Raw genomic sequence first — 22,105 nt, forward strand, 5'->3', positions numbered from 1 at the left:
AAAAAGTAGCTGTTTATATATAAAAAATCTTTATATGAAGTATTTTAAAGTTATGAGGAGTTAAATATGACACGAGAAAACTTAGAAGCATTACTTAAAGACATGTCACTTGAAGAAAAAATCATGCAGTTGGTGCAGGTTCCGGGCTGGACCTTTGAAAAGAATGCAGCTGTAACAGGTATAGCTGATAATCCGGCTACAGAGAAGGCAACCAGACTTGCAGGCAGTACTCTTGGTGTTTATGGAGCAGATAAGGTAAAGGCAATACAGGATGAATATATAAAAAATCATCCGCATCATATTCCTATGCTGTTTATGCTTGATGTAATTCACGGACATGACACTGTTTTTCCCTGCCCGCTTGCTCAGGGTGCAACCTTTGAACCCGATGTTTCAAGAAAGGGAGCAGAGGTACAGGCAAAAGAAGCAGCAGCTGACGGAATACATGTAACCTTTTCGCCCATGGTTGATCTTGTAAGAGATGCAAGATGGGGCAGAGTCGTCGAATCAACCGGTGAAGATGCTTATCTTAATGGAGAAATGGCTTCTGCTATGGTAAAGGGCTATCAGGGAGATTCTATTGCTGATAAGGACCATGTAGCAGCCTGTGTAAAGCATTTTGCAGCCTATGGTGCAGCTGAAGCAGGACGTGACTACAATAACTGCGAATTATCAGAGTATGCATTAAGAGATCAGTATCTCAAAGGATACAACAAGGCTATTGATGCCGGTGCAAGACTGGTGATGACATCCTTTAATACATTAAATGGAATTCCTTCATCAGGAAATAAGTGGCTTATGCGCGATATTTTACGCAAGGAGATGGGCTTTGACGGTGTTCTTATTTCTGACTGGGGCGCTATCAGTGAAATGACTTCATGGGGTATCGCAGAGGATCTGAAAGAGGCTGCAAAGCTCGCCATGGAGGCAGGCGTGGACATCGATATGTGTACCGAAAGTTATGGCGCTAATCTTGAAGAGCTGATAGCAAAGGGTGATATTGATGTGAAGCTTTTGGATGAAGCTGTTCTCAGAGTTCTTGATCTTAAAAATGATCTTGGACTTTTTGAAGATCCATATCACGGTGCATCAAAGGAAAAGCATGATGAGATCGCATATTCTGCAGAAAGCAGAGAGATTGCAAGGGATGCTGTAAGAAAATCCCTGGTACTTCTTGAGAACAGGGAGGAAGCACTTCCTATTAAGGAAAAGAAGGTAGCTCTTATCGGTCCTTATGCAGTTGAGAAGAATTTGCAGAGCTCCTGGGCTTTGGCAACTGACCCTGAGAAAAATGTAACCCTCATGGAGGCTGCAGGAGAAGATGAAAATGTAAGACTTTATCTTGGATTGAATCAGGATAAGGACATTGCAGATGGTCAAAAGACTGTAGTAAGGGTTGCAAAAGGAAGTACCCTTTTGGATAACGATACTGTTTTGGGTGTAAATACCTATCATAATGATAATTTTGAGGAAGAGAACGAGAGACTTTACAATGAAGCCATGGAGGTTGCACAGTGGGCTGATACTGTTATTCTTTGCCTGGGTGAAGATTTCGGACAGTCAGGCGAATCAACAAGCCGCGCAGAAATACTGCTTCCTGACATCCAGATGGAGCTTTTCTATGGAATCAGAAAAAATGCGAAGAAGCTGGTAACTCTGGTATTTACAGGAAGACCTCTTGATCTTGAGCATATTCCGGATTTATCTGATGCTACCATGATCTGCTGGAGACCGGGCACAGAAGGAGGACACGGAATATGGGATGTACTTTCAGGAAAGTTTTCACCTTCAGGTAAGCTTCCTATGAGCTTCCCCTGGAGCGTTGGACAGGAGCCTATATATTACAACTCATTTGTTACAGGAAGACCCAAGCCTGAAGAGGGACCTTCAAACTTTACAACCAGATATCTTGATTGCCCCAATGAGGCAAGATATCCCTTTGGATATGGACTTACATACGCAGAGTTTGAAATATCAGACGTAGAGCTTGATAAGACCACACTTAAGAAGAACTCAGGGGTAAATGAAAAGGATAAGATCATCGCATCAGTAAGGATTGCCAATACAGGTCTTGTACCTGCAACTCAGACTATGCAGCTGTACATAAGAGATCTTGCCGGAAGCAGAGTTCGTCCTGTCATGGAACTCAAGGGATTCAAGAAAGTAAGACTTCTTCCCGGTGAGGAAAAACAGGTTTGCTTTGAAATCTGTGAGGAAATGCTCAGATTCTGGACTATTGAGAATAAGACAGACAGTGAATGCGGCAAATTTAAAGTATATATTGGAGTGGATTCAGCGACTGAGAACGAAGCAGAATTTGTTCTTGAATAACAGAGGAAAAAAATCCTTTAATTTGGAATGGATTTTGATTTTGTTTTGGTTATGAGCACTGAAATATTGTTTAATATTTGCTCAATATATTTATTCGTGATAATCTAATGTGTGCCCGATGATTGTATGCGGGCACACTTTTATATTAATGGAGCATTGTAATGATTTTAAATTGTCATGATCTTTCAAAGTCATTTGACGGAAAAGATGTATTAAAAGGTGTTTCTTTTCATATTGAAGATAATGAGAAGGCTGCTATTGTCGGAATCAATGGTGCCGGGAAGACCACACTTATAAGAATGCTTATTGGAGAACTGACGCCGGACACCGGAACGGTTACTCTTTCCAAGGATACAACTGTTGGATACCTTGCGCAGAGTCAGAATATCGATAGTGCGCACAGTATATATGAAGAGCTGCGCGAAATGAAACGGGATGTTATAGATCTTGAAAAAGAGATTCGCAAGGCTGAACAGCAGATGGATGTCCTGAGGGGAGATGATCTTGACAGGTTGATGGAGCGCTATGCTCAGATGAGCCATGATTTTCAGCTTAAAAATGGTTATGCCTGGGAGAGCGAGGTTATCGGAGTAGCAAAGGGTCTGGGCTTCACGGAAGAAGAGTTTGATAAGAGAATTTCCACACTTTCAGGCGGGCAGAAGACCAGAGTAGCACTTGGTAAGCTCTTGCTGAAAAGTCCTGATCTGATCATTCTTGATGAGCCCACAAACCATCTTGACATGAATTCAATAAAATGGCTTGAAGGCTATTTAATGAATTATAAGGGAGCCGTTCTTATAGTTTCCCATGACAGATATTTCCTTGACAGGATTGCTCAGAAAGTAATTGAGATAGATCAAACCAGCGCAGAGGTTTATCTTGGGAATTATACTGATTATGCCAGAAAGCGTGAACAGATAAGGGCTGCGAAGCTGAAGGCTTATTTGAACCAGCAGGCTGAGATCAAGCATCAGGAAGAGGTTATTGATAAGCTCAAACAGTTTAACAGGGAAAAGAGCATTAAGAGAGCGGAGAGCCGCGAGAAAATGCTCGATAAGATAGAGCGCCTTGAAAAGCCTTCTGAAATCAGGGACGATATGAGAATTACTCTGACACCTTCATGTGTCAGCGGCAATGATGTTATGCATGTTGATTCCATAGCCAAAGCGTTTGGTAATGAGAAGCTTTTTGAGAATATCAGCTTCGATATCAAACGTGGTGAGAAGGTTGCCATAATAGGAGATAACGGAACCGGTAAGACCACCATGCTTAAAATAATAAACGGAATGGAATCTCTTGATGCCGGTGAGATCATCCTTGGTGTTAAGGTTCACATAGGTTATTACGATCAGGAACATCAGGTATTGCATGATGAGAAGACTCTGTTTGAAGAGTTGTCAGACGCATATCCAAACATGAATAATACTGAGATCAGAAATACTCTGGCAGCATTTCTGTTTACAGGTGATGATGTATTTAAGAGGATCGGTGATCTTTCAGGTGGTGAGAAGGGAAGAGTTTCACTTGCAAAGCTTATGCTTTCTGATGCCAATTTCCTTATCCTGGATGAGCCTACAAACCACCTTGATATCACAAGTAAAGAGATACTTGAGGATGCCATCAGCGGTTATGAGGGAACTGTACTTTATGTAAGTCATGACCGTTATTTTATAAATAAAACTGCCACCAGAATTCTTGATCTTACTCACGGCAAAATGATCAATTATATAGGCAATTACGATTATTATATGGCTCACTGTGATGAGCAGACAGAGAGAGTTCTTGCAGAAAACCGTGATACTGTTGTGGCAAAGAAAGGCATTGGAATGGATTCCTCGGCAGCTGCAGCAGGCACATCCTTTGGAAAACTCGCCGGAAGCTGTGCCTCCCAGAGCCAGGCAGATAACAGCAAGGGAGCGGCTGACTGGAAGGCACAAAAGGAAGAAGCTGCAAAGAAACGTAAGCTTGAAGCTGCCTTAAAAAAATGCGAAGAAGAAATAGCAAAGCTTGAAGAGAGAAACGAAAAGATAAATGAAGAGCTTTTGGATACGGCTGTAGCAACAGACCTTGCAAAAGTCCGTAAGCTTTCTGATGAGCTTTCAGCCAATGAGGAAAGGCTCAATACGCTTTATGATGAGTGGGCCAAGCTCAGCGAATAAAAATAATTGAAAATACCCCGTGCAGTGTGCACGGGGTATTACTCTTCTGATGTATTACTTATATAAGCTAAATTATTAAATTAGTAATTTTCAAGCAAAAGCATCAAATGAGCTACCGGCTTGAGCATAGGCATAACCTGCCATGTCACGTCCATAGCCAACAGTAGTGTTGCCAAATTTTGAAGCTATCTGGTTAAATTGTTTATTAACCTTCATTGCTTCTTCTTTTCCGTCGGAGCTTGCAATTTCACCAACCTTTACTTCCTGGGCATTTGGATAGACCACAGGAGGCACGGTAGCGATATCGCCCACAGCCTTATGCTTGTCGTAGACATCTGAAACAGGTGCCTTATTTGAGATGGCCATATTCATAGGCTGTGCCTGGTATACATTGTATCCGCCTAATCCGCCAATTGACATTCCCATTCCTATTACCTCTGTTAATTTGCTTTACACAAGGAACTTTAAAAAACGCCATAAGAAGCTAGGTTCATTATAGCGTTTAATTCGAAAGAATCTATAAAATCCTTATTAAAGAAAAGCGAAATGTGGCGTTTTATGAAAGTTAGTTTTACCAGTATACATCTGAGATGAAAGTTATTTTCAATCATCTAAAATAAAAATTAAATCTTATTGCGTATGCAATTTCTTACATTGACTAAATTTTAACAGATAGTATAATTATTATATCCGAATTTTCAGAGCTATATATATAAATGATGTAATGGTTAAGATACTTATCATGCAAGAATTAATCTGATTTTCCATGCAATCATTATGAAATTACAAACAATTCGGAGAACAGAATATGGAGGAATCATGGCGAGAAAAGAAATTTCTCAGGCTGTTATAAGCAGACTCCCAAGGTATTTCAGATATCTTGGAGAACTTAAGGATCAGGGAATTACACGTATTTCATCCCAGGAATTAAGCGATATCATGAAGGTGACAGCTTCGCAGATCAGACAGGATTTTAATAACTTTGGGGGCTTTGGCCAGCAGGGTTATGGATATAATGTGGAATATCTCTATGTGGAGATTGGTAAGATTTTAGGACTTGGAAGAGAACATACGTTGATTATCATTGGTGCCGGACATTTAGGTCAGGCACTTTCAGGCTACAACAATTTTTTCAACAGAGGATTTATTTTTAAAGGTGCGTTTGATCTTAATCCCGAGCTTCATGGGAAGAAGATACGTGACATCGAGATCCGCCCTGTTGAGGAGATTGAGGACTTTGTAAGAACGAACAAGATTGAGATTGCAGTGCTGACTATTCCTAAGGATCAGGCTGTGCCGATGGCTGACAAGCTTGTTAAGTGCGGAATAAAAGCTATATGGAATTTTGCTCATGTTGACTTAGAGCTTCCGCCTTATGTTCAGGTGGAAAATGTTCATTTGTCGGATTCACTTATGAAGTTGTCCTATAGTATAGACAGATATGAGAATTCCCACAAACGGTAAGTGTTGTTAAAACGTGAGGACATGCTATGTCAAAAGACGACAAAAACTATTCTGATGCCCTCGTTGGGAAGGATGTTCCTATTCTTTTCGAGGATGAAAAATGGCAACAGCTTTTTGCATTAAGCCCGAAAACCGCTAAGATAAAGGGTATTGAAGCTGAGCTTATTAAGCTTGTGGCTAAACAGGAAAAGACCAGAGAAAAAATTAAGGATGTAAAGCGCCTTAAGAAAAAACTTTTAGGTGAAATTGTCGTTTTGAGGGATGATGCCGATAAAAATCCCAAACAGCTAAAAAAGATTGAGGCTGAGATTGATGATCATAAGCGTCTTATCAATGAATGTAATGAAAAAATTGAGGAGTGCGAGGATGAGATGCTCGGGCTTCCCAGGGAAATCTATCAGAAAAACTATGACCTTATGGTAGAAACCATGGATCTTTTTTATAAGAGGATCCATGACAACACAATCGAGATTACTGCCATCGATGATTGGATCTCTCAAGTCAGGGTTCAGCTTAAAAAGAATGTTATTAGAATGCAGGAAAAGGAAATCGAGAATTTCAGTGTTTATTCGTACATGCACAATATCTTCGGACCGGAGGTTATAGACCTCTTTGATCTGAAATATGATCCTGAGAGAAGGCATCCTATGCTTAAGCCGGGAATGAAGGAACGTGATGGGATAATATATGACGATGATAAATTTACCGATAATTGATCGAAATTCAAAATATGTTGTAAGTGCCGCCGAAATGAAAAGATGTGACAAAGCTACGATTGAACACTTTGGTATTCCGCAGGATGTTCTGATGGAGAGGGCGGCACTTTCTATATGCAAATATGTAAAACGCGCACTCCCACAAGGCGGAAGAGTGTTGATTTTTGCAGGCAGTGGGAATAACGGTGGGGACGGCATTGCTGCCGCCAGGATTTTGCAGCAGGATAACATTCAGGTAAAGCTCATTCTGGTAAATCATAAGCTCAATGAGAAAAGTTCCAAAAGGACAAAAGCCTGCGAACAGCAACTAAAAATAGCCCTGACCTATGGTGTGGATGTCTCCGATTTTGATATAGCAGGGATTAATTCTGAGATCAAGAATAGTGCTGTTATAGTTGACGCCATGCTCGGAATCGGATGTTCAAGGGATTTAGAAGGAGATTACAGATCTGCTGTATGTGAGATTAATTATGCCAGGGAGGATTTTGATGAAAAAGCCCCTCACGTGATATCGGCGGATATTCCCACCGGAATAAATTCTGATACAGGGCATGTCCAGGGAGAAGCAATCCAGGCTGATGAGACTGTGACATTCAGTTTTCTGAAACTGGGTATGGCTTTTTATCCCGGTGCAGCTCATGCCGGGGAAATCCATATCGTCAACGTCGGAATCACGGAGGATGGCTTTCTTAATGACTTCCCAAGATTTAAATATGTTGATATTCCCGATATCTCGCAGATAGCAAAGCTTATTCTTCCTAAGAGGAATCCTGCAGGGAACAAAGGCTCCTTTGGAAAAGTTCTGGTAGCAGCCGGAAGTAAGAGGATTAGCGGAGCCTGCATAATGGCTGCAGAGAGCTGTTTGCGCAGCGGTGCCGGAATGGTACGTGTGTTTACGGAAGAAACTAATTTATCAGCCGTACAGACGCTTCTTCCTGAAGCTATGACTGATATTTATTCCGAAAAGGATTTTGAGAGTGAGAATGAACTTGATATTGAAAGAGTAAAGGATACTCTAATAAAGGCCATAGACTGGGCTGGTGCAATTGTCTGCGGACCAGGTATCGGTAAAGGAAAAGCCGGAAAAGAAATATTAAGGTTCATTCTTGAAAATGCAAAGCTGCCATTGGTTTTAGATGCTGATGCCCTGAATATTATTTCTGAGGATAGCGGAATCAGAAAACTTTTATCAGAATACAGTGCGGACAAAATACTTACTCCGCACCTTGCTGAGTTTTCAAGACTTGTTGGTAAAAACATACATGATTGCAGGCCCTGCGTTATAGAAGAAAGCGTAAGACTTGCAAAAGAATTTCATGCGAGTATTATATGTAAGGATGCACGAAGTGTCATTACCGATGGAGAAAGATTTTTTATTAATCTTAGCGGGAATGATGGAATGGCTACTGCAGGAAGTGGAGATGTACTTGCAGGGCTTCTTGGTGCGCTGGTTATTTCCGGTTTTTCAGGAACTCTGGAGGGGGCTGTTGCAGGGGCGTATTTGCATGGAATTGCAGGAGACATGGCTGCTATCAGAAACGGAAGGCAGGGGATGACTGCAAGAGACATTTCCGGAAGTCTTAGAGATATTTTTTCCGGACAAGAAATATTTAAAAAAGAGGCAAATCAGTAATGCTGGATGAATTTTCAAGAGTATATGCAAAGGTAGATTTGGATGCGATTTCTCAAAATGTAGAGAACATGTATAATTCGCTTCCCAGAAACACAAAAATGTTGGCGGTTGTAAAAACTGACGGATATGGCTATGGTGCGGTTCCTATAGCTAGAATGCTTCAAAAGGACGCTTATATCTGGGGATTTGCTACTGCAACTGCAGAAGAGGCTTTTGAACTAAGAGAAGCCGGTGTAAGCAAACCAATCCTGGTTTTGGGATACACATTTCCTTATGCTTACGAAAGAATGCTAAGAGAGAATATAAGGCCTTCTGTTTTCAGATATGACATGATAAATCACCTTGCGGAAAGAGTGAAAAAGAGAAGAGCGCAGGGAGGAAACGAGACATTCCACGTGCATGTTGCTGTGGACTGTGGAATGAGCAGAATCGGTGTCAGACCGGATGCAAACGGAGAGAATTTTATAAAAACAGTTCTTCAGACTGAAGGATTAGAGCTTGAAGGAATATTTACACATTTTGCCAGAGCAGATGAGGCTGATCTTTCAGATGCCCATGCAAGATTTAAAGAGTTTAGCGACTTCGTTACTAAAGTAGAAGCAGATAATGATTACAAGATTCCTATTGTCCATTGTTCCAACAGTGCCAGTATCATAGATATGCCACAGGCACATATGGATATGGTAAGATGCGGAGTCACAATGTATGGAATGTGGCCCTCTGAGGAAGTCAGCAGGGATAAGATAGAGATTAAGCCGGCGCTTTCTCTTTACAGTCACATATCTTTTATTAAGGATATACCGGAGAACACACCTGTCAGCTATGGTGGCACTTTCGTTTCGGATAGACGTATGAGGGTTGCTACTATACCCGTTGGATATGGTGATGGTTATCCCAGAAGCCTTTCAGGGGGAAGGGGATATGTTCTGATTCACGGCGAGAAGGCAAGAATTCTCGGACGTGTATGCATGGATCAGTTCATGGTGGATGTTACTTCAATCCCCAACGCCAAGGAAGGGGATGAGGTTATACTTATAGGAAAATCAGGAACGAATTATGGCGATAATAATGCTGAAGTTATAACTGCCGAGGAATTGGGCGATCTTAGCGGCAGATTTAACTACGAACTCACCTGTAATCTTAATCACAGAGTGCCCAGATTATATGTGAAGGATGGGAAAATTCTCAGAGATTTTGAGGTATAATTGATTTTCTCAATAAAGCTTCGTTAAAATTGTTAAATACACAGTGTATAGATTAAAACGGCTAAACTGATTTTTGTCAGCTTAGCCGTTTTTTTATTGCACTGTATTGAATATTTATTTCCTGAAGCGCTGAGGTATCACCGTCCATGTTGTCAGGGTGATAGAGCTTTACCAAAGATTTGTATTTTCTGTTTGCAGACTCAAGGGAGTTGCAGCCTGCAAAAAAATTAAAGGACTGATCAGGATTGCTTTTCTGCTGTGTGTCTTTATTCTTTTGTCTATCTGATCTGGCATTTCTGTTATTGCGCTTGTCTTCAATTCGAAGATCCTCATTATCATCAGAATCTTCATCATCTTCAAATTCATCGATATAATTTCGTCTCGAGGATTTTTGCCTTAGATTCGCTTTTTTGTAATAACGCGGCCTGAAGGATTTGCGGTAATCATAATAATTATCTTCGTAATCATCTTCTTCATCGTAATCATCTTCAGAATATTCGTTTTCATCATAATCCTCATCATATAAAGCATCATCGTATTCATAGGATTCTGAGCCTTCATAATCTTCATAAAACTCTTCAAGAGGACTTTTTCTGTAGGATTTTTGATATGCATTATCATCAAATTCTTCGCTGTGTCGTGAAAGCCATCTGTCATAACTGCGCTCGGCAATTCGTTTTCCTGACTTGGGAAATAGCTTCTGATACCGCTTTTTTATTACCTGAAATAACGATTTTCCGGTAAACAGACATTTGAGAACATAGATAACTGCATCAGCAAGTATTGCTATTAACAAAAACTTTCCGGAAAATACAAAGGTGCCTATGGCAATAAATGTAAGTGATAAAGGAAGGAAAAGAATAAGCAAAATCAGAAGAAGTAAAAAGTACATCAAAGTACCGCTATACGCAGACAGGAGATGAAGATATCCTTTTAATGTATCAAGGATAAGTCCTTTAACTCCCAGAGCGTCCACATGTATAGGTAAAAGCGCGGAAAATATATCTTCCCCTGCGAGTATTTCTACAACGAGAATAAAGTAAAATGCGCTGTAAACAATGCCAGTCACGGGAAGGAGTACAAGAAATAAGCGCAGCAGCCTGAAAAGCTGGCGCATGAAAAACGATATCATATCGAATATGCTTTTTAATATCCAAATTAATCCTCTTGTGAGGAACTCAAAAAAGATTGAAATCATTCTTATATTTTAGCTTAACGAAAAAACGATGACAAGTATTTAAAGAATAAGGCGTTTTCTTGACTGTATCCATGCAAAATGCTATATTCTATCTTGACGCATTTTGCGATTTTGATAGCAAAGGAGATGAATATAGATGGACGATGGTGGGCCTAATGCCACTGCCTTTATTCTGATATTTATCATTATGATTCTTGTAGATATGCTTCTGCATGGATTTGGAGCAGCTATTGAGAATCTTAAACCGGATGATTTAAAAGCAGGAGGGGATAAGGACGACGATAGTCAGCCTTCACAGAATCCACTTCTTATAAGAGAGAAGAAATCAGCAAGGAAGCTTGAGAAGATCATGGAGTTTCCGGGAAAATATATCAATACAATTCAGTTGCTGACACTTCTTATCAATATGATTCTGGGTGTGATCTATATCAGAGTTTTGAGCAGTCTCACTTATGGTCTGATAGGCGGTCTTTTAGGTAATACTTCGTTATCACAGATACTCTCATATGTAGTTGCGGTTCTTATATTGATGTATGTCGTTCTTACGATCGGAGTTCTTATTCCGAGGAAGCTCGGTACCAGATATCCTGAGAAATGGGCATATTTCGGAGTGGGAGCAATTACGCTTATAATTAAAATATTTAGTCCATTCACAGGTCTTATCAGGCTTACAGCCATGGGGATCTTGAGAATTTTTGGATTTCACTGGGATGCTGATGATAATGATGTCACTGAGGAAGAAATCAAGTCCATGCTTTCAGAGGGTCAGGAGCAGGGTGTTCTGCAAGATTCTGAGGCTGATATGATTTCGAATATCTTTGAGTTTTCAGATAAGCAGGCTCAGGATATTATGACAAACAGAAAAGCCATGGTGTGTATTGACGGCAATACTACATTGAAGGAAGCCGTGGATTTTATGCTCAATATGAACAACAGCCGTTTTCCGGTATACCTTGATAATATTGATCATATAATTGGAATCCTTCACATAAGAGATGCCATGAAAAAGCTTTCTGAGCATACAGATGACGATACACCTTTAAGAAAAACAAGAGGTCTTTTGAGATCTCCCAGAAATGTCCCCGAGACGAGAAATATTGACAGCCTTTTTCATGATATGCAAAAATCCAAGACCCAGATGGTTATTGTCATTGATGAGTACGGACAGACTGCCGGACTTGTTTCAATGGAGGATATCATCGAAGAGATATTTGGAAATATCATGGATGAATATGATAAGGATGAGGAATACATAGAGGCCACATCTAATGAAGATGAGTTCATAATAGAGGGGAAGACACCACTTGAGGATTTAGAGGACAGGTTTGGCATTGAATTTGATGATGCTAATTTCGAAACGATCAATGGTTTGTTGATTTCCAAGCTAGACAGAATCCCCAAGGAGGGAGAAGACTTTACTGCACAGATCGGAGGATATTCCTTCAAGATTCTCTCAGTAGAAAACCACATGATCCAAAGCGTTCTGGTAAAGAGAATAACAGAAGATGAGATTGAAAATACCGGAGACGATCAGGAAAATAAAGAAAATTAATATTTTTTAGGAGGATACAATGTCAGGACATTCAAAATTTGCTAACATTAAACATAAGAAGGAGAAGAACGACGCTGCAAAGGGTAAGATCTTTACTGTTATCGGACGTGAGATTGCCGTTGCTGTTAAAGAGGGTGGTCCGGATCCTTCAAATAACTTCAAGCTTGCTCAGGTTATAGCAAAAGCTAAGGCTAACAATATGCCTAACGATACTATCGAGCGTGGTATTAAGAAGGCTGCCGGAGCAGATGGAAGTGTTGATTATCAGAATCTTACATACGAAGGATATGGCCCGGGCGGCACAGCTATTATCGTTGATACACTTACGGATAATGCTAACCGTACAGCAGCAAATGTAAGAGCAGCATTTTCAAAGGGTAATGGTAATATCGGTACACAGGGCTGTGTATCTTATATGTTTGACAGAAAGGGTCAGATTCTTATCGATAAGGAAGAGTGCTCAATGGGTTCTGATGACCTTATGATGCTTGTTCTTGATGCAGGTGCTGATGACTTTAATGAAGAGGATGACAGCTATGAGATCCTTACAACTCCTGATGCTTTCCAGGGCGTTGTTGAGGCACTTGATAATGAGAAAATTGCTACAGCATCAGCTGAGATCACTATGATCCCTCAGAACTATGTTGAAGTTACTGATGAAGAAAATGTAAAACGTATTCAGAGAATCCTTGATATCCTTGATGAGGATGATGATGTTCAGGCTGTTTATCACAACTGGGATGACAGCTCAGCAGAATAATAATAAAGAAACTGCATGAAGTAAATTTATCTAATACGGTTATTGATAAAATTCAATAATCGCGGGTTTGGGGAGGCCTTGAGATGAAGCTAAAAAAGACATGGATCGGAGTTTGTGTCGGGGTAATTTATTTATTGGGAATGATTTTTGCCATAGGAGTTACCGGCTTTGTTTCGGGGCTTTTTCCTGCTTATGACAGGTTTCTGGTTGCCGGAGGAACTGTAGCAGCCGCTGCCGTGCTGGCTTTTATTGTGTCTTTTATTCTGGGTCAGATAGGTGACAGGGTAAATGATATTGAAAGTGTCAATTCATTTTCAAAGCCTATATGGCTTGAGATCCTTGTGGTTATTTCACTAATTCTTATCGGAATATTTGCTTATAGTCATACAGCTGCGCTTATAGCAGAATATACAGGTAATATTACGCTTTATGACAGCGCTCTTTTATCTGTAAGTGACACTACAGTGGAGCTTAATGGCATTGCAGATGTGATTTATGTAGGACTTCTCAGAATCGTTATAAGTTTTTTGGGTAATACACTTTCTGCGGTATTTGCTTTAAATATGATATTGAGAATTATGATGGTGGTTTTTGCATATATCGCCATCAGGATAAGTCTTGGAATGGTTGCAGGAATTGCGGCAGGAACAGCTTTCTTTGCCATTCCGGCTTTTGGATATTCTCTTCGTGTAGTTGATTCAAAGCAGCTCCTTTTCACAGCAGTATGGTTTGAACTGATGCTTGTGGTTATGTATGTTGTAGGCTTTGAGAAGAGCGCAGGTAATAGATGGTTTTATAAGATATTCAGTATTGTTCTCGGCGCAATAATAGGGACAATGATTTATCTTGAAGCCGGAAGTGCTGCCATAATAGTATTCCTGATAGCTGCATGGATGCTGGCTGATATGGAATGCGAGACCATAAATGTATGTATTAATGAGATTCTGCTTCTTCTTTCAGGCGTTGCAGCATTTATAGGTATGCTTGTATTTGAAGGCGGAATGGATAGTGTTCCTAACACATATTATCTTTGGACATGGAGATTTTACGGTTATAACGAAAATTCATGGCTTAAAATGATTGATGATTCTACTCCCAATACATATTTTGCGTTGGGACTTCTTGCAGCTGCACTTATTCCTGCTGCCTTGACAATTCTAAGAGACAGATGTGAGAAAATAGTTCCCTGGCTGGCGTTTTCAGTACTTGGAATAGTGATGTCTGTATTTCTTGGAGATACCCTTACTAATAGTGAAGTATTTATCATTTCTTCAATCGTTGTGCTCATAAGCTGCGGCGTATCCTGTGCGGCATATAATGATATTGTCGAAGATATTAAGGAAGAGCCTGAAATCGAAGAAGATGATGAAGAGGATGAGGAAGACGAAGAATCTGAAGAAGGCGCTCCGGAAGCTGAATTGAATAATTCTAAGCGAAATGCTTCCGAAGAAAATAAGATAATAGAAATTGAAACAGAACAGACTGAAGCTTTTAATGCCGAGGCGAATAAATCTGAATCAGAGCGTGCTGAAGATAGGAATATCGAGGCTAATAAATCTGAATCAGAACGCACTGAAGTTGATAATACCGAGGTGAATAAATTTGAATCAGATCGTCCTGAAGCCGATAATGTCGTGGTGAATTTACCTGAATCAGAACACACTAAAGTGCATAAGATACAGGATTTAGGCAGTTCCTCTGAGGTAGAGAAGGAGGCAAGGACACCAAGATATGTACCGGAAGGTATGGTACTTCCAACCGGTGATGAGGACGAAGAAAATCTTGTGCCGCATTTTAATCTGAACAGACCGCAGATGGAAGACGTTGGAATATTATCTGTAGGGACTGCGAAAAATAATGATGAAACAAAAGATGAGGCAAAGATTGAACCAAAGGTTGAGGGAGAGGATGAGTCTAAAGCTGCTGAAAGAGCTGAATTAAGAGAAAGAGCTTATCAGTCTACCCTCAATGATAAAGTCATAGCTGATGTCATAAATGATGTAATAGCTGAGATAAATGAGGGAGTAAGACATAATAACTCCTCGGATAAAGATGATTTTGATGTCGTTATCAGACCTGGTGACGATTTTGATATATAGAATTTCTTTGGAAATTCACAATTTAATTGTACAATCTGTTAGCATAAGGTAATTATTGATGTCGTTTGCGGCAATAATAAATGTGCTGACAGGCATCGAATTTAGAAAGTTGTAGAAAAAAGAGGTTATGTTAATGAAAGTTGAAGAGCTTAATACCTATGAAGTATTAGAGCATAGAAGAATAGAAGATCTTAATTCTGACAGTTATATTGTCAGACATAAGAAGACAGGTGCCAAGCTGGCGCTTTTATCAAATGATGATGACAATAAGGTCTTCTATATTGGATTCAGAACTCCGCCAAAGGACTCTACAGGTGTAGCACATATTATTGAGCACACCGTTCTTTGCGGATCAAAGGAATTTCCTATAAAGGATCCTTTTGTAGAACTGGTGAAGGGATCACTTAATACATTTCTTAATGCAATGACATATCCGGATAAGACAGTTTATCCCATTGCAAGCTGCAATGATGCAGATTTCCAGAATCTTATGCACGTATATCTGGATGCCGTTTTTTATCCCAATATATATCAGACAGAAAAAATCTTTAAGCAGGAAGGCTGGCATTATGAGATGGAAAATGCCGACGACGAACTTAAAATAAATGGTGTTGTATATAATGAGATGAAGGGTGCATTCTCTAACGCAGACGAAATAGTAGCAAGACAGATAAGAAAATCATTGTATCCCGATACTACTTACGGAATCGAATCAGGTGGAGACCCGGATGAAATCTATAATCTGACATATGAAGACTATCTTGATTTCCATAGAAAATATTATCATCCTTCAAACAGCTATATCTATCTTTATGGCAATATGGATATGGTTGAGAAACTGCAGTATATAGATGAGAATTATCTGTCTAAGTACGACTATCTTGAGGTTGATTCTTCAATAGGACTGCAGAAGTCTTTTGATGGCAGGAAGAGCTACACCGGAAAATATCCTATACTGAATGAGGAGTCAGAGAGGGACAATACTTATCTGACACTCAACTATAGCGTAGGAAGCAGTCTTGATCCCAAGTTTTATGTTGCATTCGATATTTTGGATTACGCTCTGTGTTCAGCCCCCGGCGCTCCTATTAAGAAGGCACTGATCGACAAGGGAATTGGTAGCGAAGTATTTAGTGATTACGATAACGGTATAATACAGCCGGTTTTCTCAATCGTAGCTAAAAATGCCAATCCGGAGCAGAAGGACGAGTTCATCTCTACTGTAGAAGAAGTGCTCAGGAGTCAGGTAGAGAACGGAATAGATAAGAAGGCACTTCTTGCCGGACTTAATGCAGACGAGTTTAAGTACAGAGAGGCAGATTTTGGTAGATTTCCTAAAGGACTTCTCTATGGCCTTCAGGTTTTGGACAGCTGGCTTTATGATGAGAAAAAGCCATGGATAAACATTGAGGCTAATAATACCTTTGCTGAGCTGAAAAAAGAGGTTGAGACAGGCTATTTTGAATCACTGATTGAGAAATACCTTCTTAACAACAATCACAGTACTGTACTTGTAATGAAACCTGAAAAAGGTCTTACAGAGAAAAAGGACAGAGAGCTCGCTGATAAATTAAAAGCATACCGCGATTCGCTAAGCAGCGAGGAAGTTGATAAAATCGTTCGTGAAACAAAAGAACTGAAGGCATATCAGGAAGAACCCGACAGACCTGAGGATCTTGCCAAGATTCCGCTTCTTACAAGAGGCGATATAAAAAAGGAAGCCGATAAGTTTATAAATGAAGAGAAAACTGTCGGAAAGCAGAAAATCCTTTTCCACAATGTATTTACCAATGGAATAGGTTACATCAACTTTGTTTTTGATATTAAGAATGTACCTGACAGGCTGCTTCCATACACACCGCTTTTGAAGCTTTTACTTGGTCTTATGGATACCGAGAACTATTCATATACCGACCTTTATAACGAGATCAATCTTCAGACAGGTGGTATTTCAGGTTCAATCAGTACATATACGGATGCTCAGAATGTTTCAGAGTTTACTACTACATTTGAGGTGGCAGTTAAAGCGTTGTATCCGCAGCTTGACAAGGCATTTGAGCTTGTGAGTGAGATAATCTTCAGGACAAAGTTTGATGATGATAAGAGAATGCTTGAGATATTGGACGAGACCTGCAGCAGACTTCGTTCGGATCTTGCAAGTGCAGGACATCATAGTGCTGCACTTCGTGCACTTTCATATGTTTCAAAGCCTGCCAAAATCTCAGACATGGTATCCGGAATCGGTGGATACAGAATGCTTGAGGAGGTAAAGGAAAAGCTTTCCAAGGATAAGGGATATGCTCTTGAAATTGCTGATAATATGCAGGAACTTTGCAGGATAATCTTCAGACCTGAGAATCTTCTTGTTGATTACACAGCTTCTGAAAAAGAGTATGTTGGCTTTGAGGATAAGGTTACTGCATTTGCAGATAAGCTTTATACCGACGAGATACAGGTAAAGGGATTCGAAATTAAATGTTCCAAGCAAAATGAAGGCTTCCAGACAGCAGGTCAGGTTCAGTATGTATGCCGTGCAGGTAATTTTGCTAATAAGGGACTTAAGTATGACGGCTCTCTTAGAGTTCTTAAAGTAATGCTTGGTTATGATTACCTTTGGAAAAATATTCGTGTTCTGGGCGGCGCTTACGGATGCATGAGCGGTTTTTCCAAAAACGGAGATTCCTATTTTGCAACCTACAGAGATCCACACCTCTCAAGAAGTATTGATGTTTTCAAAGAGGCATCGGATTATCTTAAGAATTTTGAAGCTGATGAAAGAACAGTTACGCAGTTTGTAATCGGAGCTGTCAGTGATCTTGATACACCTAAGACTCCGGCTACAAAGGGCGCATATGGTCTTACAGCTTATCTTTGCCACACTAATATGAAGGATATTCAGGCGGACAGAGATGCACTTCTTGCTACTGATATAGAGAAGATAAGAGGTTTATCAGCATATATTGATGCATTTCTGGAAGATGACTGCCTTTGCGTAGTTGGTGATGGAAATAAGATTTTACAGAATAAAGATCTTTTCGGAAAAGTGGAGCAACTTATTTATGCAGGAAAATCTGAATAATAATTTAAATATGAAGTGTGGCTATGTGACTCTTATAGGCAGACCAAACGTGGGAAAATCCACATTGATGAATCATCTTATAGGGCAGAAGATTGCCATCACATCGCACAAACCACAGACTACACGCGGCAGGATTCAGACTGTCTACACAGATGACAGAGGGCAGATAGTATTTTTGGATACACCTGGAATTCATGAATCCAAAAACAAGCTCGGAGAATATATGGTCAAAGTCGCAACCAAAACAATGGAAGAGGTTGATCTTATATTATGGCTTGTGGAACCCAGTACATTTATCGGAGCCGGTGAGCATATGATCATAGATCAGCTGCGTGAATGTGGTAAACAGGTTATCCTCGTGATAAATAAGATCGATACAGTTTCCAAGGATGATCTTCAAAGCTTTATAGATGCTTATAAAAAAGAAATGGATTATGCTGACATCGTCACGGTTTCAGCTCTTAAGAGCGATAACCTTGACGAGCTTATGCAGCGAATATTTGACAGACTTCCCTACGGAGATCCGTTTTATAGCGAAGAAACTCTGACAGACCAGACTGAAAGGGATATCGTAGGCGAGATAATAAGAGAAAAAGCATTAAGACTTTTAAATGATGAGGTCCCTCATGGAATCGCAGTTACTGTTGAGACTATGAGAACAAGAAAAGCGGCAACGCAGACTAAGAAGAAAAAGTCAAAGCATGTTCATCCGCCAAAAAAAGGTAAACAAAATGATGCTGTAGTCGGTACAGACAATGGTGGAGTACCTGACCTTGAAGCAATGCTTTCAGCTCTTAAGGGCGGTGAGAAGGATGCAGCCGATGTTTCTACGGAAACTGAAATAATGGATATAGAAGCATCAATCATCTGTGAACGCGATTCTCATAAAGGAATTATCATCGGAAAAGGCGGATCAATGCTTAAAAAGATTGGTTCACAGGCCAGATCTGATATTGAGAATATGGTAGGCTGCAAAGTTAATCTCCAGCTTTTTGTTAAAGTCAGAAAGGACTGGAGAAACGACCAGGTTCAAATGAAGAATTTTGGTTACAAGAATACAAAATAATCGAGGAATGAATGACCACATTAACCACAGTGAACGGAATTATTATAAAGAGGACACCGGTCGGCGAATATGACCAGGTAGTTACTATACTTACTTCCGAACGTGGCAAGATCACTGCATTTGCAAAGGGTTCAAGGCGTCCGGGGAATCAATTGTCCGGTGCTGTTGAACCTTTTTGTTTTGGAAAATTCAAGCTGTACGAAGGCAGAACTTCATATAATATACAGGAAGCGGAGATTATTAACTATTTTGAATCCTTCAGGAATGATTTTAACGGTTCAATGTATGGAATGTTTTTTCTTGAACTTGCAGACTATTATACCAGGGAGAATAATGATGAACGCGATTTTTTAAAGCTGCTATACAGGTCACTCAGAGCTTTGGAATCGGATAACTTTGATGACAGACTTGTAAGATGTATATTTGAGATAAAGTGTCTTGTGATAAACGGTGAGTTTCCCGGAATTCCAACGGATAGAAAATATGAAGAATCAACAGCTTACACCTTGGAATTCATAAGAGTCACGGCAATTGAAAAGCTTTATTCTTTTGCTGTTACTGCAGAAATTCAAAACGAACTTTTCCATATTTGTGACATATACAGAAGGAAATTTATTGACAGGAAACTGAACAGTCTGGAAATGATTAAAATGATTGAAGGTTTAAATTTATGATTGTATTTGAAAAAGCACAAAATGCGTTATATAATCATAAACGTGTGCATACACTGGCACTCTAATTAATTTAATAAAAGAGGGTATTATTGTGAAAAAAAGTTTTGTCAATAACCTTGCTTTTGCTGCTGTATTGATGCTTATTGTTATGTCGCTCACAGCATGTGGGAAGAGCTCGGATGCCGATAATTCCGACAAGTCTTCGATTGAGATCAGGAAGGATGGGACTGTTATAAGTACCATTGTCGCAGATTTTGCTGAAAGCTACTATAGTACTGATGAGCTGAAGGAAATGACGGAAAACGAGATCAATGCATTTGTTGTTTCAAATGGAGAGGATTCTGCATCATTTGAATCCATTGACAGCAAGGATGGCAAGGTCAGGCTGGTAATTAAGTTTGGAAGTGCATCTGACTATGCTCATTTCAATGATGAGATGTTATTATATGAGACAGTTTCAGATGCTGTAATTTCAGGACAGATAGATGTTAATTCCCTTGTTGATAAGGATGGGAATACTATTGAGCCTGATAAGGCTGACAGCTTGAGCAGTCAGCATGTGGTAATCTGTGCATCAAAAGGTCTTGTGTCTGTTCCATATAAAATAAGATATGCTTCTAATAATATAAAGCTTATCGATAAGAAAACAGCAGATTTTTCAGGACTGGCGGATGATGCTAGCGCATGTCTTGTTCTTGATAAATGATATATGAGCATGTTGCTCTAAAAATAATAAATGAGCGTTGTGCTCGGAAAGAGGTTTTGGTTATGAAAGCTAATGAAAAAACAATGGAAAAAATAATTGCTCTCGCAAAGGGTAGAGGTTTTATTTATCCCGGAAGTGAAATATACGGCGGTCTTGCTAATACATGGGATTACGGTAACCTTGGTGTTGAACTTAAGAATAACGTAAAGAAGGCATGGTGGCAGAAATTTATTCAGGAGAGCCCTTACAACGTTGGTGTTGACTGTGCAATTCTTATGAATCCTCAGACCTGGGTTGCATCAGGACATCTTTCAAGCTTTTCTGATCCTCTTATGGATTGTAAGGAATGTCATGAGCGTTTCCGCGCTGATCAGCTTATTGAGAACTATGCTGCTGAGAATAATATCACACTTGAGTCTTCAGTAGATGGCTGGTCACAGGAGCAGATGAAGCAGTTCATCGATGAGCATAATGTTCCCTGTCCGTCATGCGGGAAGCATAACTTTACTGATATTCGTCAGTTTAACCTTATGTTTAAGACATTCCAGGGTGTTACAGAGGATGCTAAGAATACAGTATATCTTCGTCCTGAAACAGCTCAGGGTATTTTTGTCAACTTTAAGAATGTACAGCGTACTTCCCGTAAGAAGATTCCTTTCGGTATCGGACAGATCGGTAAGTCATTCAGAAACGAGATAACTCCCGGTAACTTTACTTTCAGAACAAGAGAATTTGAGCAGATGGAGCTTGAGTTCTTCTGCGAGCCTGATACTGATCTTGAATGGTTCAATTACTGGAGACAGTTCTGCATCGACTGGCTTAAGTCTCTTGGCATGAAGGAAGATGAGATGAGAGTAAGAGACCATGATAAGGAAGAACTTTCATTCTATTCCAAGGCAACAAGTGATATCGAGTTCATGTTCCCGTTTGGATGGGGTGAGCTTTGGGGCATCGCTGACAGAACCAATTATGACCTTTCAAGACATCAGGAAGTTTCAAAGGAAGACCTTACATACTTCGATGATACAAAGAATGAGAGATACATTCCTTATGTTATTGAGCCTTCACTTGGTGCAGACCGTGTTGTACTTGCATTCCTCTGTGGTGCTTATGATGAAGAGGAGATTGCTGAGGGAGATGTAAGAACTGTACTTCATTTCCATCCTGCACTTGCTCCTGTTAAGATCGGTGTGCTTCCTCTTTCAAAGAAGCTTAATGAAGGTGCTGAGAAGATTTATGCTACACTTTCCAAGAAGTACAATTGCGAATTTGATGACAGAGGAAATATCGGTAAGCGTTATCGCAGACAGGACGAGATTGGTACTCCGTTCTGCGTAACCTATGATTTTGATTCTGAGACAGATGGCAAGGTAACAGTACGTTTCCGTGACAGCATGGAGCAGGAGCGTGTTGCTATCGATGAGCTTGAGGCATACTTTGCAGATAAGTTCAGCTTCTAATTT

The 22,105-nt window shown here is 40.0% G+C and carries 16 protein-coding genes; 14 read left to right on the forward strand and 2 right to left on the reverse strand.

From position 1 onward, the window contains the following. Positions 1-66 precede the first annotated feature (66 nt). Both bglX and G622_RS0108330 read left to right on the forward strand, forming a co-directional pair. Positions 67-2,331, forward strand: coding sequence for a beta-glucosidase BglX (bglX, locus tag G622_RS0108325; protein WP_026510336.1), 2,265 nt, complete (start codon positions 67-69; stop codon positions 2,329-2,331). 161 nt (positions 2,332-2,492) lie between these two features. After that, positions 2,493-4,490, forward strand: a complete 1,998-nt coding sequence (locus tag G622_RS0108330) for an ABC-F family ATP-binding cassette domain-containing protein (protein WP_026510337.1) — start codon at positions 2,493-2,495, stop codon at positions 4,488-4,490. Between the two features lie 90 nt (positions 4,491-4,580). Here G622_RS0108330 and G622_RS0108335 read toward each other — a convergent pair whose 3' ends face one another. Continuing rightward, complete coding sequence (locus tag G622_RS0108335; RefSeq protein ID WP_026510338.1) at positions 4,581-4,916, reverse strand: hypothetical protein; 336 nt, start codon at positions 4,914-4,916, stop codon at positions 4,581-4,583. Positions 4,917-5,309: 393 nt separating this feature from the next. Between G622_RS0108335 and G622_RS0108340 the strand changes: the two genes are divergently transcribed. Genes G622_RS0108340 through alr form a run of 4 tightly spaced genes read left to right on the forward strand, consistent with a single transcriptional unit; the run spans position 5,310 to position 9,508 of the window. Then, on the forward strand, positions 5,310-5,954 hold the full coding sequence (locus G622_RS0108340) for a redox-sensing transcriptional repressor Rex (protein ID WP_026510339.1): 645 nt from the start codon (positions 5,310-5,312) through the stop codon (positions 5,952-5,954). A gap of 26 nt (positions 5,955-5,980) precedes the next feature. Next, positions 5,981-6,670 carry a hypothetical protein gene (locus G622_RS22210; protein ID WP_044914596.1) on the forward strand — a complete coding sequence of 230 codons (690 nt, stop codon included), beginning with the start codon at positions 5,981-5,983 and terminating at the stop codon, positions 6,668-6,670. Next, the gene (locus G622_RS0108350) at positions 6,642-8,303 is read left to right on the forward strand and encodes a bifunctional ADP-dependent NAD(P)H-hydrate dehydratase/NAD(P)H-hydrate epimerase (RefSeq protein WP_049945752.1); all 1,662 of its coding nucleotides are present in this window, start codon (positions 6,642-6,644) and stop codon (positions 8,301-8,303) included. The genes G622_RS22210 and G622_RS0108350 overlap by 29 nt, the downstream gene beginning before the upstream one ends. After that, a complete protein-coding gene (gene alr / locus G622_RS0108355; RefSeq protein ID WP_044914598.1) occupies positions 8,303-9,508 on the forward strand; it encodes an alanine racemase in 1,206 nt (401 codons plus the stop codon). Before G622_RS0108350 ends, alr begins: the two co-directional genes overlap by 1 nt. A gap of 76 nt (positions 9,509-9,584) precedes the next feature. Here the strand turns inward: alr and G622_RS0108360 are convergent, their stop codons facing one another. Continuing rightward, positions 9,585-10,640 carry a hypothetical protein gene (locus tag G622_RS0108360; RefSeq protein ID WP_026510342.1) on the reverse strand — a complete coding sequence of 352 codons (1,056 nt, stop codon included), beginning with the start codon at positions 10,638-10,640 and terminating at the stop codon, positions 9,585-9,587. A gap of 202 nt (positions 10,641-10,842) precedes the next feature. On the opposite strand from G622_RS0108360, the gene G622_RS0108365 reads away from it, so the two are divergent. The 8 genes from G622_RS0108365 to G622_RS0108400 all read left to right on the forward strand — a co-directional run bounded on the left by G622_RS0108365 (position 10,843) and on the right by G622_RS0108400 (position 22,102). Then, entirely contained in the window at positions 10,843-12,258 is a 1,416-nt protein-coding gene (locus tag G622_RS0108365) for a hemolysin family protein (protein ID WP_026510343.1), read from the forward strand. A 19-nt stretch (positions 12,259-12,277) separates the two neighbouring features. Then, positions 12,278-13,018 carry a YebC/PmpR family DNA-binding transcriptional regulator gene (locus tag G622_RS0108370; protein ID WP_026510344.1) on the forward strand — a complete coding sequence of 247 codons (741 nt, stop codon included), beginning with the start codon at positions 12,278-12,280 and terminating at the stop codon, positions 13,016-13,018. A gap of 83 nt (positions 13,019-13,101) precedes the next feature. After that, positions 13,102-15,117, forward strand: coding sequence for a hypothetical protein (locus G622_RS0108375; protein ID WP_026510345.1), 2,016 nt, complete (start codon positions 13,102-13,104; stop codon positions 15,115-15,117). 133 nt (positions 15,118-15,250) lie between these two features. Continuing rightward, positions 15,251-18,196 carry an insulinase family protein gene (locus G622_RS0108380; RefSeq protein WP_026510346.1) on the forward strand — a complete coding sequence of 982 codons (2,946 nt, stop codon included), beginning with the start codon at positions 15,251-15,253 and terminating at the stop codon, positions 18,194-18,196. Beyond that, on the forward strand, positions 18,189-19,262 hold the full coding sequence (era, locus tag G622_RS26495) for a GTPase Era (protein ID WP_442855609.1): 1,074 nt from the start codon (positions 18,189-18,191) through the stop codon (positions 19,260-19,262). Before G622_RS0108380 ends, era begins: the two co-directional genes overlap by 8 nt. Positions 19,263-19,273: 11 nt before the next feature. Continuing rightward, complete coding sequence (gene recO, locus G622_RS0108390) at positions 19,274-19,936, forward strand: DNA repair protein RecO (protein WP_026510348.1); 663 nt, start codon at positions 19,274-19,276, stop codon at positions 19,934-19,936. A gap of 91 nt (positions 19,937-20,027) precedes the next feature. Continuing rightward, a complete protein-coding gene (locus G622_RS0108395; RefSeq protein ID WP_026510349.1) occupies positions 20,028-20,642 on the forward strand; it encodes a hypothetical protein in 615 nt (204 codons plus the stop codon). A 62-nt stretch (positions 20,643-20,704) separates the two neighbouring features. Next, positions 20,705-22,102, forward strand: coding sequence for a glycine--tRNA ligase (locus G622_RS0108400; protein ID WP_044914609.1), 1,398 nt, complete (start codon positions 20,705-20,707; stop codon positions 22,100-22,102). Positions 22,103-22,105: the final 3 nt, after the last annotated feature.

This window comes from Butyrivibrio sp. LC3010 (genome assembly GCF_000424385.1).
Classification (GTDB): domain Bacteria; phylum Bacillota; class Clostridia; order Lachnospirales; family Lachnospiraceae; genus Butyrivibrio.

Excerpts from the sequence above, each read along its gene's own strand:
- G622_RS0108365 (WP_026510343.1), top strand. The coding sequence starts at position 10,843 with ATGGACGATGGTGGGCCTAATGCCACTGCCTTTATTCTGATATTTATC.
- G622_RS22210 (WP_044914596.1), top strand. The coding sequence starts at position 5,981 with ATGTCAAAAGACGACAAAAACTATTCTGATGCCCTCGTTGGGAAGGAT.
- recO (WP_026510348.1), top strand. The coding sequence starts at position 19,274 with ATGACCACATTAACCACAGTGAACGGAATTATTATAAAGAGGACACCG.
- G622_RS0108400 (WP_044914609.1), top strand. The coding sequence starts at position 20,705 with ATGAAAGCTAATGAAAAAACAATGGAAAAAATAATTGCTCTCGCAAAG.
- G622_RS0108350 (WP_049945752.1), top strand. The coding sequence starts at position 6,642 with ATGACGATGATAAATTTACCGATAATTGATCGAAATTCAAAATATGTT.
- G622_RS0108370 (WP_026510344.1), top strand. The coding sequence starts at position 12,278 with ATGTCAGGACATTCAAAATTTGCTAACATTAAACATAAGAAGGAGAAG.
- G622_RS0108340 (WP_026510339.1), top strand. The coding sequence starts at position 5,310 with ATGGCGAGAAAAGAAATTTCTCAGGCTGTTATAAGCAGACTCCCAAGG.
- G622_RS0108380 (WP_026510346.1), top strand. The coding sequence starts at position 15,251 with ATGAAAGTTGAAGAGCTTAATACCTATGAAGTATTAGAGCATAGAAGA.
- alr (WP_044914598.1), top strand. The coding sequence starts at position 8,303 with ATGCTGGATGAATTTTCAAGAGTATATGCAAAGGTAGATTTGGATGCG.
- G622_RS0108335 (WP_026510338.1), bottom strand. The coding sequence starts at position 4,916 with ATGGGAATGTCAATTGGCGGATTAGGCGGATACAATGTATACCAGGCA.
- G622_RS0108330 (WP_026510337.1), top strand. The coding sequence starts at position 2,493 with ATGATTTTAAATTGTCATGATCTTTCAAAGTCATTTGACGGAAAAGAT.
- G622_RS0108375 (WP_026510345.1), top strand. The coding sequence starts at position 13,102 with ATGAAGCTAAAAAAGACATGGATCGGAGTTTGTGTCGGGGTAATTTAT.
- G622_RS0108360 (WP_026510342.1), bottom strand. The coding sequence starts at position 10,640 with ATGATATCGTTTTTCATGCGCCAGCTTTTCAGGCTGCTGCGCTTATTT.
- bglX (WP_026510336.1), top strand. The coding sequence starts at position 67 with ATGACACGAGAAAACTTAGAAGCATTACTTAAAGACATGTCACTTGAA.